Genomic DNA, 16,956 nt, shown 5'->3' with positions numbered 1-16,956 from the left:
AATGGAAAAATTACAAAAACAAATAGATTTTATAGTGGAAATTGACAAAATGAAATCTGTATTTAGACAGACGAAAGTAATAGAAACTGGTAAGTTCGAATCCGATGCAGCCCATTCATTTCATGTGGCACTTATGGCGGACGTACTAGCAGATTATTCGGACAGACCGATCGATAAATCCAAAGTAATAAAGATGCTTCTAATTCATGATATAGTAGAAATAGATGCAGGGGATACCTACGCCTATGACTACGAAGGATATAAAACCAAAGAAGACAGAGAAAAAAAGGCAGCACATAGAATCTTCGGTCTCCTTGACGACGAAAAGAAAAAAGAATTTATGGATCTATTTTTCGAGTTTGATAATCTAGAAACCGACGATTCCTTATTTGCAAATACCATAGATAGACTCCAACCAATCATGCTCAACTACTACAGAGGTGGAGGATCCTGGGAAGAACACGGAATAAAAATAGAACAAGTCTACAAAAGAATCGAACCAATGAAAAAAATCTCTACAAAGCTCTATGAATATACAAAGGGTATTATAGACAATTACTTTTTGGGAAAAGAAAAGTAAAATTTAATTAAAATCTTTATATTTAATATAGATTTGCGAAAATAAAAATATCTAGTTTAAGTTTAATATTATTAGAAATACTAAAGTTAAAAGAATGAAAACAAAGCTATTAGAGTTCTTTATAAAGAAATTATAAAATGATATAATGAAAAGAAGAATTGTATTCCTGCAGAGCAGGTGTGATCCTGTATTACTTTGGATTGTATAGTAGACAATTCTCAAGTGCCCGCATAAGCGGGTTTTTTATTACTCAAAAAATATTTTATAAAATTTAAAATTATAGTTGCAATTATATTTTAAATGTTGTATATTGATTTTAGAAACGTATTACTTTGAATTTAATAAAAGGGAGATAATATGCTTGCAAAAAAATTCTGGGCAAAAAAATCTGACAGAGATGGAACTTTAAAATGGCTCTCAGTAATTGATCATCTTCAAGACACGGCAGGAATTATAGGAAGACTTTGGGAGCTATGGCTTGATGATAGTCAGAAGAAGATGATAACAGAAAATTTAATAAGTGAAGAAGATGGAAAGAAGCTTGCTACATTTATAGCCTATGTTCATGACATTGGAAAAGTAACTGCTAACTTTGTAACTAAAAAAAGCTTTACAAACTCTGAAGATTTAGATAGCGAAGTTTTAATTAAACTTGAACGATGTGGATTTAAAGGAATACATAATTTAGAACTAGCAAATGCAAATAAAAGCCATCACTCTATTGCGGGTCAAGTAATATTAGAAAAATTTGGTGTGAAAAGAGATGTTTCATCTATAGTTGGGAGTCATCACGGAAAATCTGTAAATTCTTTAGAAGATATCGAGTTGCAACTCAGTTCATACTCTGCAAACTATTACGGTGAAGAGAACTGCAGTAGCGATAATTTATTTAAAAAGGCGCAAGAAGAATTATTTAATTGGGCTTTAAAAAAATCTGGATACAGTTCTGTAGAAGATATTCCTGAGATTTCAGTTCCGGTACAGATGTTACTGACAGGCCTTTTAATCATGGCAGACTGGATTGCAAGCAACGAATATTATTTTCCTCTCATACCAATAGACGATGAAAGTGCTTGTAATCCTCAAGGTAGAATTATCGACGGATTTAATAAATGGAGGATGTCTGATACTTGGATTGCTGAAGATGTTTATGAAGCTTCGAAGATTTATGAAAAAAGATTTGGTTTTAATACTCCGAGGTATGAACAACAAGTTTTGTTTGATGTTATCGAACAAATAGATGAACCAGGGATTATTATATTCGAAGCACCTATGGGAATGGGCAAGACAGAAGCATCACTAATCGCAGCAGAACAGCTTGCCTGTAAGCTTGGCAAGAGTGGGCTATTCTTCGGATTACCAACTCAAGCAACAAGTGATGGAATATTTCCAAGAATTAATGATAAGTGGTTAAAGTCTATTTCTAAAGATATGGGAGAAAAGCTTCCTATTAGACTTAAACATGGGAAATCTTCTTTAAATGATATTTATAGACATCTTTCAAGAAATATTTACGAAGATGATTTTACTCCAGGAACATTTGTAAATGAATGGTTTTCTGGAAATAAAACTTCTGCCCTCGATGATTTTGTTGTTGGAACGGTAGATAATTTTCTTATGATGTCTCTTAAACAGAAACACTTATTTTTAAGACATCTCGGTTTCAGCAAGAAAGTAGTAATTATAGATGAAGTCCATTCCTATGATTCGTTTATGGCTTCTTACTTATATCAGTCCATAAAGTGGGCAGCAACTTACAATATACCGATAATTATACTTTCAGCAACCCTTCCTTCAGAAAGAAGAAAGGAACTTGTAAAAAATTATCTAATCGGTAAAAGAGTTAAAAATATAGAAATAAAAAAACAACTTTCAAATTTAAACACTGATTCTTATCCACTTATAACATATACAGATGGCGAAGAAGTGAGAATTTTCGATGAATTTAAGACTAAACATAGTAAGACCATCGAGATTATAAGAGAAGATTCAGAAAATCTATTAAATCTCGTTGAAGATTTATCTAAGGAAGGTGGAGTAATCGGGATAGTTGTAAATACGGTAAAGAAATCTCAAGAAATAGCAAAAGACTTGATCTCTAAATTTGGCGAAGAAAATGTGGAGCTTTTGCACTCATCATTTATAGCCACAGATAGAATAAAAAAAGAAAAGAATTTGATGAAGATTATCGGTGGAAAGATTGAAGACAGACCAAAATTCAAAATAATAATTGGAACTCAAGTGATTGAACAGTCCCTAGATATTGATTTTGATGTGATGATTTCTGATCTTGCTCCGATGGATCTACTTATTCAAAGGATGGGAAGACTACATAGACATAAAAATATAAGGCCAGAAATATTTAAGGAGCCAAAATTTTATGTTCTTGGAACATCAGATGTCCTTGATTTTGAAAAAGAATCAATAGCAGTTTATGATGGATATAATTTAACCAGAACTCAGTATTTCTTACCGGATAAAATTAATATACCAGAAGATATTTCTCCATTAGTTCAAAAAGTATATGGAGAATCAGAAATTGAACTTAAGGAAGAATTACTGCCGATTTACAAAGATTACAAATATAAATTTGAAGCATATACTAAAAACAAAAAACAGAGAGCTGAAACATTTAAACTTAGGGAGCCATATGAAAGGAGTAGGTTTACTGATGTGAATAATCTTATCGGGATGTTCACTACATCTAAAGATTTTTCAGGAAAATCAGAAGAACAAATCTATGCTCAAGTTCGTGATATAAAAGAGACAGTTGAAGTTATAGCTCTTAAAAAATTGGATGAAGGGTACGGTGTATTCGGTGATGAACTAGATCTATCAAAGGATTTAGAAAATATAGAGACTTTAAGAGAGATTTCAAAACACACACTTCGAATTCCTTCGGGTCTTACATTTTCTTCAACTCAGGTGGATAGGCTAATATTAAATTTAGAAAATTACAACAATAAATATTTACGAAATTGGCAAGACAAATCCTTTTTAAAAGGTTGTCTAGGAATAATTTTCGATGAGGAAGGTGAGTTTTTATTAGATGGAGTTAGATTAAAGTATGATGAAAAATTAGGGCTTATGTATGAAAGGATGTGAAAAATGGGAAAGTATAATTTACTGGATGAAAAGTGGATACCTGTAATCTTAAATGAAAAAGGAAGCATCGAAAAAGTGTCAATACTAGAACTTTTTAAAAATGCTAGTAGTTATTTAGCTTTGGGTGGAGATACCGAAACTCAAAAGTTTGCATTGCTAAGATTTTTACTTGCTATACCTCAAACAGTGTATTCACGATTTGGAATGAACGGAGATCCCTATGAATTTTTCGAAGTAGATGAAAAACTCATGCAGATTGAAGAGGTAGAAGATGAGGATAGTGAAGATTATAAGTATGAACTGGGATCTACTTGGTCAGATCTTTGGAAAGAAAAGAAATATTCAAAAATAATGTTTGATTATTTAGAAAGATGGAGGGATAGATTTTATCTATTCGATGATAAATATCCTTTCTATCAAGTCACCTCTGATGTAGTCGCTGAGGATAAAATAAGTAGAGCTAATCCGACGACCATATCAGGTAAGACTATGAACAGGGTAATATCTGAAAGTGGAAATAAAATCGCTTTATTTTCACCTAAAAATGAACTCAAAAATAACAAAGAAATTTTATCGGAAGATGAAATAGCAAGATGGCTAATAACATTTCAAGGTTATGTAGGAACTTCGGACAAAGTTATTTTTGGAAAAGAAAAGTATACAGCTTCAAAAGGGTGGATATATGATATCGGTGGGATATACTTGGAAGGAGACAATATCTTTGAAACTCTTATGTTAAATACAATTCTTGGGAATAGAGATAATTTTTATTATAAGAAACAGAAACCTTGCTGGGAATATTCTGGACAGGAAATCATAGATAGATATCTTGTAAAAAACGATCCTGACAATATTGCAGAACTTTACACCACTTGGAGTAGGGCAATCTATATAAATCCTGAAACAGATGTAGAAAAACCATTTGAAATGCAGGTGGTAAAAGTTCCAGACATAGACCATAGAGATATGTTTCTTGAGCCGATGACTGTGTATAGAGAAAATAAACAGGGGCCTAACAAAGATAGTTTCACACCTAGAAAACATATTTCTAATCAATCCATGTGGAGATCCTTTGGAAATATATTTTTAGCAGGAAGTGGTGAAGACAATGTTCAAATCCCTGGAGTAATAAGATGGTTTTCAGAAATTTCTGAAATAATTGGAAGGGATAAAATTATTACCATCAATGCTATATCAATGGAGGACGATGGTAATGCAACGTCTTGGATGCCAGTGGGAGAGATATATGATAGGCTAGATATACATGAAATTGTAATAACAGACGACAGAAATGATGGCTGGAATAATATTGTGTATGATTTGGTCGAAGAAACAAAATTTGCGGTGAGCGTAATATATAGAAATCTACTAGCTGACATAAGCGATATGAGAAGATTTAAAGGCACCGCCTTTATAGATGAAAATATAAGTGAAATGTACTACATCATCGACCACCCTTTCAGAGATTGGATTTCCTCTATAGATATTAAATCATCAAAGGAAGAAAAAGTATTCGAATGGAGAAAAATCGTAAAAGGCCTAATTTTAAAATCAGCAGAAGAGATAGCCTTAAAGTCTGGTTCAAGAGAGTATAAAGGTATAATCGTTAAAAGAAAAAATGAGCCTATAACAGAAAGTTGCATAAAAAATTTAGCAAAATCATACTCCAGGTTTAAATACTTTTTAGATAAAAAAATAAAGACAAAGGAGGAGGAATATGCAGAATCCAAGTAAAAGACAACTCGTTTATTCCACAACGAACAAGATAATTTTTAGTTTGGAAGAAAGTAAAGAACTATCAAAAACCAAAGCAACACTTTCCAATCTTAGAAATTCTGTGGGTAGACCATCGGCAGAAAATCTAGAAGGAATAAAGCTTCTGTATCAGTTTATTCCAGAAGAATTTTACACTAAATACAGTAAACTAACTTATGAAGAAAATGCCATCTTAACAACTTTACAACTTTATGCGATACATCAACAATCTGAAGTTTATTCGGTAAATAATACGGAAAAGAAAGATGGATGGGACAATGTAGGTGAATCGATAGCAGAAATTAGAACAGAAGATAACTTTTTATCACTAGATAGAAGGTTTAATGCAATGATAACCTCACAATCATTTGAAGAATTATCAAATCACCTAAGACAGTTAATCAAAATATTAAAAGGTTCAAAAGATATTGTTAAGATTAACTATCCTAAACTTTCAAAGGACCTCTATGATTTTGCAAGAGGATACGATGAAAGAGTAAGATTAAATTGGTCAAGAGCATACTATAGTAAAAATATTTCAAAAGGAGAAGAAAATGAATAAAAGAATTTTTATGGACATTCACGCAGTTCAAACTTTGCCGCCATCAAATATCAATAGGGACGACACTGGAAGCCCTAAGACAGCCCAATATGGCGGAGCTAGAAGAGCAAGAGTAAGCTCTCAATCATGGAAGAAAGCAATCAGAGAATACTTCAACAAGAACACTGCTCAAACAAATGTAGGTATAAGATCTCTTAATGTTGTTGAATACGTTGCAGAAAAGATAAACAACATAGATAGTTCTATAACTATGGAAGAAGCAATAAAAATGGCTGACGAAATATTCAACCTAGGAGGAATAAAGACTAAAGATAATAAAGTAAGAGCACTCTTTTTCCTAGGAGAAATTCAAGCTGTAAAACTTGCAGAAGCAGCTATTGAAGGTGTTAAAGATAAGAAGACCATTCAAGAAATTTTTAATTCAAACCCAGCCATAGACATAGCTTTGTTTGGAAGAATGGTAGCAGACGATCCATATTTAAATGAAGACGCATCTTGTCAAGTAGCCCATTCAATTTCAACCCATGAAATTCAAACAGAATTTGATTTCTATACTGCAGTAGATGACTTATCACCACAAGATAATGCTGGAGCAGGTATGCTTGGAACGATAGAGTTTAATTCATCAACCATGTATAGATACGCAAATGTAGCAGTGCATGATTTCTTAAATCAAGTTGGAGATAAAGAATCTACAATTAACGCATTAAAAGCCTTTGTAGAAGCTTTTTCAAACTCACTTCCAACAGGAATGTTAAATTCATTTGCAAACCAAACATTACCACAATTCATAATGGTAAGTATTAGAAGTGATAGACCAGTAAGCTTAGTAAGTGCATTTGAAGAACCAGTTAGATCTAAAGAAGGGTATGTGGAGGAGTCTATAAAAAAACTTACAAAGGAATACAAAGAAGTAGAAAAATTTGTAGAAGAACCACTATTTACAATCGTTTTAAGTACCAGAGCAATAGAACTATCAGATGAATTTGAAAAAGCAGAAAGCATGAAAGATATACTATCAAAATTAGGAGAAAAATTAGAAGAAGTCATAGACGAAAGTCAAGGTGAATAGATTGAAAACCCTATTATTGAAATTTGCAGGACCACTTCAGTCCTGGGGAACTGACTCTAAATTTGAAACCAGGTATACAGATTTCTATCCTTCTAAAAGTGCGGTAATAGGTATGATAGCTGCGAGCTTCGGTTATAGAAGACACGAAGATGAAAAAATAAAAAAATTAAATGATTTAGACTTTGCGGTAAGAGTTGATCAAAGAGGGAATTTGCTAAGAGACTATCAAATAGCCACTGCATATAAACCAGATGGAAGATTTGAAAGAAACTATGTAACCAATAGATACTATTTAGAAGATGCCATATTTGTGGTTGCAATAGGTGGAGAAGATAATCTCATAGATCTAATCGAGCAAAGTCTTAAAAATCCATACTTCCAAACATTCTTCGGCAAGAGATCTAATCCTATAAATCCAGACTTTATACTAGACAAAACAAACTTAGGAGTAATAGAGAGCTTAGAAAATCTAAGCTGGCAAGCAGGAAACTGGTATAAAAGAGATTTCAAAGACAAGAGTAAGGTGGATTTAGAAGTCTATATAGACGGAGATTTATTAGAAGAATCCGTAAGTAAATTTAGAAAAGATAGAGTAGAATCTTTTTCTCAAAAAAATAGAAGATTCGGATACAGAGGAGAAAAAAGATACGTAGTTACATTAAGTGAAGAGCATGATGCTTTCAATTTCTAGGAGGAAAGATGTATTTATCAAGAGTTGAAATAGACTATGAAAATAGATTGGCATTAAAAGAATTAAATCACTTAGGTGCTTTTCATAATTGGGTAGAACAAAGCTTCCCAGAAGAAATTAAAAATAGTGAACGAAAAAGGAAACTATGGAGAGTAGATAGATTAAAAAATAAAAACTATTTACTAATAGTTAGTGAAGATAAACCTGACTTTGAAATATTAGAAAAATACGGAGTAAATGGGACAGCGCAGGCAAAAGATTATGATGAATTTTTAAATACATTTAAAAATAATGATAGAATGACATTCAGAGTAGTTTTAAATCCTAACAAGTCAATCTCAGATAGAAGTCTTCGAAGGGGAAAGGTAATTCCGCTTTTGCAGGAAGATGAACAGTTTAAATATTTGATAGACAGAAGTGAAAAAAATGGGTTTTCATTAAATAACAAAGATTTCTATATTCTTAAAAGTAACTTCGAGACACTATATAAACCAAATGGATTTAAATTGGATTTAATAAAGGCAGAATACCAAGGCGAATTAACCATAACAGACGTTGAAAAATTCAAAAATACACTTACCAACGGAATAGGCAAGAAAAAAGCTTATGGATTTGGTATGATGACTGTAATACCGGTAATAAGATGAAAAAACAAGTAGGTGCTAAAAAAACAGAACTAAAGGAATTACCTAGAATAGGAGACAGGGTTAGTTTTATCTATATAGAACATGCAAAAATAAACAAGATTGATAGCTCTATAACCATAACAGATTATAGAGGGACAATAAGAATTCCAGTTGCTATAATAGGAGTATTACTTTTGGGCCCAGGCACAGATATTAGTCATAGAGCGGTTGAAATAATCGGAGATACAGGCACAAGCATCGTTTGGGTTGGAGAAAGAGGGGTCAGAAACTATGCATATGGTAGACCCCTTGCCCACTCAACGAAACTTTTGGAAAAACAAGCAAGCCTAGTAAGTAATACCAGGTCAAGACTAGAAGTAGCAAGAAAAATGTATCAGATGAGATTTCCAGGCGAAGACGTAAGTAAACTTACGATGCATCAACTTAGAGGAAGAGAAGGAGCCAGAGTAAGAGGAGTCTATAGAAGATACTCAAAAGAAACAGGTATAAAATGGGACGGAAGAGAGTATGACCCAGATGACTTTGAAAACTCAAACTTAGTAAATCAAGCACTATCAGCAGCAAACGTATCACTATACGGAGTAGTCATGAGTGTAGTAGTAGCACTGGGAATGTCACCTGGACTTGGATTTGTCCACACAGGCCATGACAAAAGTTTTATCTATGACATTGCCGATCTATATAAAGCAGAACTGACAATACCGATATCATTTGAAATGGCAAAAAACATAAAAGAAGGCGAAGACATAGGCTCAGAAACTAGAAAAAGAGTTAGAGATGAGATGGTAGACGGTAGAATTATGTCTCAAATAGTAAAAGATGTCCAATACTTACTAGAAATAGATGAAAAAGATCCAAACTATATAGAAACAGACTCCTTAAATCTATGGGATGACAAAGAAAAACTAGTAAAATATGGAATAAGTTATAGAGAGATTTAGACATGCCATTCACAGTAATAACATTGAAAAACACGCCAAAATCCTTAAGAGGAGATTTAACTAAATGGATGCAAGAAATAGCAACAGGAGTATATGTAGGTAATTTCAACAGTAAAGTAAGAGAAGAGCTATGGAATAGAGTAATAGAGAGCTCTGGAATAGGAGAGGCAACTCTATCTTACTACAATAGAAATGAAATTGGATATAACTTTGAAACCCATAACACAGATAGACAGGTAATAGATTTTGAAGGAATACCATTAATAATTATAAAGTCAAAAGAAATAGAAGAAGATGCTAAAAGTCATGGATATAGCAACGCATCTAAATACCATAAATCCAAAAAGTATACAAGTATTGGAAATAATTATTCAGAAAAAACTTTTGTGTTTTTAGATATTGAAACAGATGGACTCGATGAAAAAACGAATAAAATAATAGAGATAGGAGCTATCAAAAGTGATTCAAAGGAAGAATTTCACAAAATAGTTAAAATAGATACCAAACTACCTCAAAATATAATAGAATTAACAGGAATAACGGACAAAGAATTGGAATTTGGAGAAAACATAAAAGAAATCTTAAAAGAACTGAAAGAATTTATAGGATTAGAAGATTTAGTAGGTTACGGGATAAAATTTGATATAAAATTTATAAATAGAAAATTAAAGTTAAATGGGTTAGACGTACTGACAAACAAAACATGGGATCTAATGGATTTTGTAAAAAGAGAAAAAAGCTTTTTAGAAAATTATAAACTAGAAACAGTATTAAAAGAATATGGGATCGACAAAAAAGTTCCTCATCGAGCACTCGAAGATTCAAAATTAATATATGAACTTTCAGAGAAAGTGCAAAAATTTCAAGAATTTTCAAAAATAAAACCTTGAAAATTAGAGGAAATTTAAGTAATGTTCCTGCACACGCAGGGGTGATCCCAAGCATCCTGTTTGGAGCAGCTTCAAAAGCTAAATGTTCCTGCACACGCAGGGGTGATCCTGTGGTATCTTCGACGAGAAACACTTGAAGAAAAATGTTCCTGCACACGCAGGGGTGATCCTCTTTTGACCATCATCGGTAACTGATTCAATCGAATGTTCCTGCACACGCAGGGGTGATCCCGGGTAAACCGGAATTATTACAAGTGTTCTAAGAATGTTCCTGCACACGCAGGGGTGATCCCTGTAGAGTTATCTAACTTTTCTAAGACGTCAGAATGTTCCTGCACACGCAGGGGTGATCCCCCAAAGGGGACTATTCCACCATTAAATTTGGCAATGTTCCTGCACACGCAGGGGTGATCCTACCCCCTTCTTCTTCTGTCTTCTTCTTCGTTTAATGTTCCTGCACACGCAGGGGTGATCCCCGTTGGAGAAATTGCAAAAGAAGTAATAGCGGAATGTTCCTGCACACGCAGGGGGTGATCCCTCGAGATGAAAGGATCTGCAAAGGATCAACTGAATGTTCCTGCACACGCAGGGGTGATCCCTTGTTATACTGGCTCTTTGGAACCTTTAATTCAATGTTCCTGCACACGCAGGGGTGATCCCTGGATATCACCACTAATGGGACTTTACTCGACAATGTTCCTGCACACGCAGGGGTGATCCCAATAGCTAATATAAGAGCAGATCAACAAATGGAATGTTCCTGCACACGCAGGGGTGATCCCGGTTGGCGCCCAGTCCTCGAACTTGTAGATTAAATGTTCCTGCACACGCAGGGGTGATCCTGCAAATCAAATTAAATAAATTAAAAATAGAAAAAATGTTCCTGCACACGCAGGGGTGATCCCTTGTTATACTGGCTCTTTGGAACCTTTAATTCAATGTTCCTGCACACGCAGGGGTGATCCTGATTTCACCAATGATTTTAAATCAATCATTGAAATGTTCCTGCACACGCAGGGGTGATCCCAAGCTAATAGAGGACCACGAAAAAAACCTAGAAATGTTCCTGCACACGCAGGGGTGATCCTAAAGATATTCCCAAAAGTCACCTAGATCAGTTAATGTTCCTGCACACGCAGGGGTGATCCTCCGCTGAAAATTCTTCAAACTGAGGTTTATATAATGTTCCTGCACACGCAGGGGTGATCCTACCTACTATACTATCAATAGTAGGTATACCTAAATGTTCCTGCACACGCAGGGGTGATCCCTTTATTTGCCATTTATTTTCTCCTTTCAAATGAATGTTCCTGCACACGCAGGGGTGATCCCGGAGAAGTCAACATCATACCTTATCTAAGTAAAATGTTCCTGCACACGCAGGGGTGATCCCTAGAAGAAGCGGCGGAGAAAGATCCAATCACGAATGTTCCTGCACACGCAGGGGTGATTTAAAGATTGAAATGTTAGATAATAGATATCTACGAATGTTCCTGCACACGCAGGGGTGATCCTAAGAACAGAAAATGCAATAAAGCTAAAACAGCAATGTTCCTGCACACGCAGGGGTGATCCTCTTTCTGCTTCTGAATTGACGTAACCTTGAGTAATGTTCCTGCACACGCAGGGGTGATCCTGAACGACTAGGAGAGCCAATTTGGATATACAAAATGTTCCTGCACACGCAGGGGTGATCCTAAGTCAACACTAGGTTTAGCAAGTTCATCTAGAATGTTCCTGCACACGCAGGGGTGATCCCTGGAACAAGAATTTCCAGAAGGAATTTCTGTGAATGTTCCTGCACACGCAGGGGTGATCCTGACAATGTATATCCTGGAGTGGATAACCCTCAAATGTTCCTGCACACGCAGGGGTGATCCCTCCAATGGCGAGAATTAAAGTTGGTGACTAGAAATGTTCCTGCACATGCAGGGGTGATCCCTGAATTTCTGGCAACAGGAGTTCTTGAAAAAGAATGTTCCTGCACATGCAGGGGTGATCCTTAAATTTGAAAGAAAAGATGTAAGAACGAAGTAATGTTCCTGCACATGCAGGGGTGATCCCGAAAATATTAATGAAGGTGACATAGTCTTTATAATGTTCCTGCACACGCAGGGGTGATCCTAATGATAGACCCTGGTCATGGTGCAGGAAAAGCAAATGTTCCTGCACACGCAGGGGTGATCCCGAGGCTTTAAACGCCAATAGAGAAGCTTTTACAATGTTCTTGCACACGCAGGGGTGGTCCTGTGTATGACCCTACTTGTGGGTTTCGTGTCATAATAGTGATAGAGGCAAATAGTTATGTAAATATAAGGAGTTCAAGACTTCTACCAAATTTTAAAACTCGAAAAAAATAATTGGTGTGCTGCTTAGAGTAATGATTATATAATAATTATTTAAAGAGTGCACCAGTATAAGGAGGGAGTAAAATGTCAAAAATCAATAAAGAGCAAATTTCTGCTAAGGGATTTTCAATTCAGATTTATACTGAAGATTTTAAAAACGATTATATAAGCTTAACGGATATAGCAAAATATAAAAATACAGATGATCCAAGATTCGTTATTCAAAACTGGATGAGAAATAGGAACACTCTTGAATTTATAGGATTATGGGAAGCACTTAATAATCCAAATTTTAACCGTGTGCAATTCGACACGTTTAGAAGTGAAGCGGGACTAAATAGATTCACAATGACCCCAGGAAAATGGATAGAATCTACAGATGCTATAGGTATAGTTTCAAAAGCAGGCAGATATGGAGGAACGTATGCTCATTATGATATAGCTATGGAATTTGCATCTTGGCTTTCTCCAGAATTTAAGCTATATATTATTCAAGATTACAAAAGATTAAAAGAAGATGAAAACTCAAGATTATCATTAACTTGGAATCTTCATAGAGAAATATCAAAAATTAATTATAAAATTCATACAGATGCAATAAAAGAACACCTTCTTAAAGATTTGACCAATGAACAATTATCATTCAAGTATGCTAGTGAAGCGGATATGCTAAATGTAGCATTATTTAATAAAACTGCTAAAGAGTGGCGTGAAGAAAATCAGGATTTAAAAGGTAATATGAGAGACTATGCAAGTTTAAATGAGTTATTGGTGCTTGCAAATATGGAAAGCTATAATGCAATTCTTATTGGTAAAGGTATGGATCAAAAAGAAAGAATGATAGAGCTAAGAAATCTTGCTAGAACACAATTAATGTCACTTAAAAAACTTGGTGAAAGTGATATTAAAAAATTAGAGGGAAAGAAATAATTATTTTAAGCAATAAATAGATAAATTCGAATTTGTATGGGTATTTAACCAAGAAAACATAATTTAAATAGTGCAAAGAGAACTGAATTTTAAAATTTTAAAAAGTAAATTTAAAGTTTGATGGGAGCGGGATTTTTCATTTATTAACATTGAATATTAGTATGTTTAATCATCAAATTGACAATAGTGTTTATGACTATTTACATGATATAACTTCAGATTTAGAAATTATTTAAGAAGTTAGATTTAACATTTTAGAGGTAAACAAATAAATTTAAGAAAATACGAATATAAAGAAGCTACAAAAGTGAGAGAAAAAGCAGAGAAAGAAATTTATAAATCAATAATTTAGTATATATATATATATATATATTATTTTGCAAGGGGAAATTACAATGAAAGTAAAAGCAGATAAACAAGGTGGAAATTCTGATATATATTTTATTGAAGATTTAAAAGCTAGAAAGTATTTAAGGAATACATCTTCTAAAGAAAAAATAGAGAGATTTAAATTAGAATTAGAAATAATGGGACTTTTTAAAGATAAACACGTTGATGGTGTAATAGATGTTTATGATGTTTTTGTTGATTCTAATGACATTAAAAAATCTTATATAGAAATGAAAAAATATGATGGTAATATTAATGATTTATTATGTTACACAAAGGGTGATGTGAGAAAAACTTTAGAACTATGTTTGCCTATTTTACGTGCATTGAATAAGATCTCAAAATTTAAAAATCCTATTTATCATAGGGATATTAAGCCAGATAATATTTTATATGAAAAAGATGGAGAAGATTATAAATTGTTTTTAACAGATTTTGGGATTTGTTATTTAGATAAAGAAAAAGAAAGATTGACTGAAATCGAAATAGCAGTTGGACCAAGAATGTTTATTGCTCCAGAATATGAAAGAGGAAGAATTGGCAATGTTGATTCTAAAGGAGACATATTTTCAATTGGAAAAGTCATTTGGTATATGATAAATGGTGTAGAAAATGATTTTCTACCATCAAATTTTTGGTTTGTTGATGAATATAATTTAGTAAAAAAATTTGCTAATAATGAAGATATAATTTTTGCAAATAACATTATATCAATTTGTTTAAGTATTAATCCTGAAGAGAGGCCGGATTATGATAATTTAATTAACTTAATTGAAAATTTTCTTAAAGAAACAAAAATAGATAATGATGAAAAGTTAAAGTTTGAAGTTAGACAATACAATGAAAAAAGAAAAATAGATTTAAAAGAAATAAGAGAAAAAAATGCTTTACTAGTTAATACATTTAGCATATGCTTTGTTAAAGCTTTAGAAAAGCTGAATAATTTCTATAATTTAGATTTAATTTCTACAATATTATTAGAATATAAAAGTGAATCTAAAAATGGAGTAGATTATACTTCGATAAATATGGAACATAATTCTGCACATTATCTTTACAGTAGAAGTTTTGATAGAATTTATATTTCTATTAATTATAATCCAGCAAATGATAATGAAAAGTATTGCAATGTAGATATTAATTATCATATTTATTCAAAAAATACAATATCAAAATTATTTCGTATATTCTATAAAGAAGATGGAGAATTATATTCTGAATTTAAAAATGAAATTAAACTTTTTTCAGAAAAAGTTGTTTTATGTTGGGGAGAGGACTTGATTTCAGAATATGTACGTTCATATGTTTAAAAATAACGTATTAAACAATAAGAATTAACTAAAAAGTATTGTGAATTTTTTATAATCAACAAACTCTTCGGTAGCTTTATATGAAGAGTATTTCATAAGCAGAAAGGGAATCAGATATAAAAAACTTAAGATTTATCATTACAATTTTATTTATTACTTTTTCAAATGTCACAATTAGCATCACCAGTAGCAGTTAATAATATTTCAGCAATTTCTTTATATGCTTCTGTACTGGTTGTAGTATTGGGTCTTTTTTAGTGATAAAGAATAAGTATTAGTTATTTGCATTTCTTAATATAATTGGTGTGATGGAATTATTTATTATTATTCCAATTATTTGCCTCATATTTTGTGAATAGATAATATAGAAATTATAGAAATCCCAGTTTGTAGGATTAATAGTCCACCTGAATAGAAGATTGTTTAGTATTTATAAGCATTGATATAACTATACGACTTAACAATGGGTGTGGGAACCCTAATGTTCTTGCACGCGCAGGGGTGATCCTTATTTTCTGACCAAATCGTTTCCTCTACTGGAAATGTTCCTGCACACGCAGGGGTGATCCTGACCCGGACTCACCAGGCGGACAAAGAGAAAGAATGTTCCTGCACACGCAGGGGTGATCCCAGAGACAGAATTTGAAAATGGTAAACTTGAGGAATGTTCCTGCACACGCAGGGGTGATCCCAGTTACTAGAGTACTCATATTGAGGTCATCTGAATGTTCCTGCACACGCAGGGGTGATCCTACCAGTGCAACAGAAAGCACTAGATGAAAGGAAATGTTCCTGCACACGCAGGGGTGATCCCTCCACGTAATTTCCGTAATTGGTATTGTTGTAAATGTTCCTGCACACGCAGGGGTGATCCTCAGAGTATCAAAATTGGAATCATTAACCCTAGAATGTTCCTGCACACGCAGGGGTGATCCTGGCGGAAGACATGGCGGCTCTTAACCCAGGTAAATGTTCCTGCACACGCAGGGGTGATCCTGGATAATTTGCGACGATTAAGTCAAATTTCTTAATGTTCCTGCACACGCAGGGGTGATCCCCGACTTTGCAAGCGATAATGTGTATAGTTTTGAATGTTCCTGCACACGCAAGGGTGATCCTAACATTCAAAGAGTTCTCTATAATTGTAACATAATGTTCCTGCACACGCAGGGGTGATCCTCAGCTAATGGTTACAGGAATAATGAATTATCAAATGTTCCTGCACACGCAGGGGTGATCCCAAGTGCATCTGATAGCAATCCTGCAAGTACTGAATGTTCCTGCACACGCAGGGGTGATCCCAGCACTCCAAGAATATGCGTACGCTCAAGGGAAATGTTCCTGCACACGCAGGGGTGATCCCTACATCGCGGTTACTGATAAAGACCAAGTAAAATGTTCCTGCACACGCAGGGGTGATCCTACCAGTGCAACAGAAAGCACTAGATGAAAGGAAATGTTCCTGCACACGCAGGGGTGATCCTCAGAGTATCAAAATTGGAATCATTAATCCTAGAATGTTCCTGCACACGCAGGGGTGATCCCTACAAAGACGGCTGGAGCTAATAAATAAAGATAATGTTCCTGCACACGCAGGGGTGATCCTATTTAACTCCGTTGCATTTTTAACCAAAACTTAATGCTCCTGCACACGCAGGGGTGATCCCAATACTTAGAAAAAGACGGCACTATGTACAGCAATGTTCCTGCACACGCAGGGGTGATCCTAGTTACG

The 16,956-nt window shown here is 34.0% G+C and carries 11 protein-coding genes and 2 CRISPR repeat arrays; all 11 genes read left to right on the top strand.

The features are described 5' to 3' along the window. The first annotated feature begins 1 nt into the window (after window position 1). The 11 genes from HMPREF1252_RS07010 to HMPREF1252_RS06960 all read left to right on the top strand — a co-directional run bounded on the left by HMPREF1252_RS07010 (window position 2) and on the right by HMPREF1252_RS06960 (window position 15,221). The gene (locus tag HMPREF1252_RS07010) at window positions 2-580 is read left to right on the top strand and encodes an HD family hydrolase (RefSeq protein ID WP_023059987.1); all 579 of its coding nucleotides are present in this window, start codon (window positions 2-4) and stop codon (window positions 578-580) included. 357 nt (window positions 581-937) lie between these two features. Beyond that, on the top strand, window positions 938-3,685 hold the full coding sequence (locus HMPREF1252_RS07005; protein WP_023059996.1) for a CRISPR-associated helicase/endonuclease Cas3: 2,748 nt from the start codon (window positions 938-940) through the stop codon (window positions 3,683-3,685). Window positions 3,686-3,688: 3 nt separating this feature from the next. Then, window positions 3,689-5,419, top strand: a complete 1,731-nt coding sequence (locus HMPREF1252_RS07000; RefSeq protein ID WP_023060015.1) for a type I-E CRISPR-associated protein Cse1/CasA — start codon at window positions 3,689-3,691, stop codon at window positions 5,417-5,419. Then, a complete protein-coding gene (casB, locus tag HMPREF1252_RS06995; protein WP_023060016.1) occupies window positions 5,403-6,002 on the top strand; it encodes a type I-E CRISPR-associated protein Cse2/CasB in 600 nt (199 codons plus the stop codon). Before HMPREF1252_RS07000 ends, casB begins: the two co-directional genes overlap by 17 nt. Continuing rightward, window positions 5,995-7,074 (top strand): type I-E CRISPR-associated protein Cas7/Cse4/CasC, encoded by a 1,080-nt coding sequence (cas7e, locus tag HMPREF1252_RS06990; RefSeq protein ID WP_023059992.1) that lies wholly within the window; start codon window positions 5,995-5,997, stop codon window positions 7,072-7,074. Before casB ends, cas7e begins: the two co-directional genes overlap by 8 nt. Next, window positions 7,067-7,765: a type I-E CRISPR-associated protein Cas5/CasD gene (gene cas5e / locus HMPREF1252_RS06985; RefSeq protein ID WP_155804248.1), complete on the top strand. Its 699-nt coding sequence runs from the start codon at window positions 7,067-7,069 to the stop codon at window positions 7,763-7,765. Before cas7e ends, cas5e begins: the two co-directional genes overlap by 8 nt. Before the next feature lie 8 nt (window positions 7,766-7,773). Further along, window positions 7,774-8,412, top strand: a complete 639-nt coding sequence (cas6e, locus tag HMPREF1252_RS06980; RefSeq protein ID WP_023059989.1) for a type I-E CRISPR-associated protein Cas6/Cse3/CasE — start codon at window positions 7,774-7,776, stop codon at window positions 8,410-8,412. Beyond that, window positions 8,409-9,353, top strand: coding sequence for a type I-E CRISPR-associated endonuclease Cas1e (gene cas1e, locus HMPREF1252_RS06975; protein WP_023060003.1), 945 nt, complete (start codon window positions 8,409-8,411; stop codon window positions 9,351-9,353). The genes cas6e and cas1e overlap by 4 nt, the downstream gene beginning before the upstream one ends. A 2-nt stretch (window positions 9,354-9,355) precedes the next feature. Beyond that, window positions 9,356-10,243: a type I-E CRISPR-associated endoribonuclease Cas2e gene (cas2e, locus tag HMPREF1252_RS06970; protein ID WP_023060012.1), complete on the top strand. Its 888-nt coding sequence runs from the start codon at window positions 9,356-9,358 to the stop codon at window positions 10,241-10,243. A gap of 20 nt (window positions 10,244-10,263) precedes the next feature. Continuing rightward, window positions 10,264-12,491: direct repeats of the CRISPR family, unit length 28 nt; unit sequence AATGTTCCTGCACACGCAGGGGTGATCC. 184 nt (window positions 12,492-12,675) lie between these two features. Next, window positions 12,676-13,521: a KilA-N domain-containing protein gene (locus HMPREF1252_RS06965; RefSeq protein ID WP_023059991.1), complete on the top strand. Its 846-nt coding sequence runs from the start codon at window positions 12,676-12,678 to the stop codon at window positions 13,519-13,521. 395 nt (window positions 13,522-13,916) lie between these two features. Beyond that, window positions 13,917-15,221: a protein kinase gene (locus tag HMPREF1252_RS06960; protein ID WP_023060007.1), complete on the top strand. Its 1,305-nt coding sequence runs from the start codon at window positions 13,917-13,919 to the stop codon at window positions 15,219-15,221. Window positions 15,222-15,701: 480 nt separating this feature from the next. Beyond that, a CRISPR array of direct repeats spans window positions 15,702-16,948; the repeat unit is 28 nt; unit sequence AATGTTCCTGCACACGCAGGGGTGATCC. Window positions 16,949-16,956: the final 8 nt, after the last annotated feature.

The organism is Peptoniphilus sp. BV3AC2, assembly GCF_000478945.1.
GTDB classification, from domain to species: Bacteria; Bacillota; Clostridia; order Tissierellales; family Peptoniphilaceae; genus Peptoniphilus_B; species Peptoniphilus_B duerdenii.
This window is presented reverse-complemented; position numbering and strand designations above follow the sequence as displayed.

Bases quoted from the DNA above. Each gene is read 5' to 3' on its own strand.
- HMPREF1252_RS07010 (WP_023059987.1), top strand. From the start codon at position 2: ATGGAAAAATTACAAAAACAAATAGATTTTATAGTGGAAATTGACAAA.
- HMPREF1252_RS07005 (WP_023059996.1), top strand. From the start codon at position 938: ATGCTTGCAAAAAAATTCTGGGCAAAAAAATCTGACAGAGATGGAACT.
- HMPREF1252_RS07000 (WP_023060015.1), top strand. From the start codon at position 3,689: ATGGGAAAGTATAATTTACTGGATGAAAAGTGGATACCTGTAATCTTA.
- casB (WP_023060016.1), top strand. From the start codon at position 5,403: ATGCAGAATCCAAGTAAAAGACAACTCGTTTATTCCACAACGAACAAG.
- cas7e (WP_023059992.1), top strand. From the start codon at position 5,995: ATGAATAAAAGAATTTTTATGGACATTCACGCAGTTCAAACTTTGCCG.
- cas6e (WP_023059989.1), top strand. From the start codon at position 7,774: ATGTATTTATCAAGAGTTGAAATAGACTATGAAAATAGATTGGCATTA.
- cas1e (WP_023060003.1), top strand. From the start codon at position 8,409: ATGAAAAAACAAGTAGGTGCTAAAAAAACAGAACTAAAGGAATTACCT.
- cas2e (WP_023060012.1), top strand. From the start codon at position 9,356: ATGCCATTCACAGTAATAACATTGAAAAACACGCCAAAATCCTTAAGA.
- HMPREF1252_RS06965 (WP_023059991.1), top strand. From the start codon at position 12,676: ATGTCAAAAATCAATAAAGAGCAAATTTCTGCTAAGGGATTTTCAATT.
- HMPREF1252_RS06960 (WP_023060007.1), top strand. From the start codon at position 13,917: ATGAAAGTAAAAGCAGATAAACAAGGTGGAAATTCTGATATATATTTT.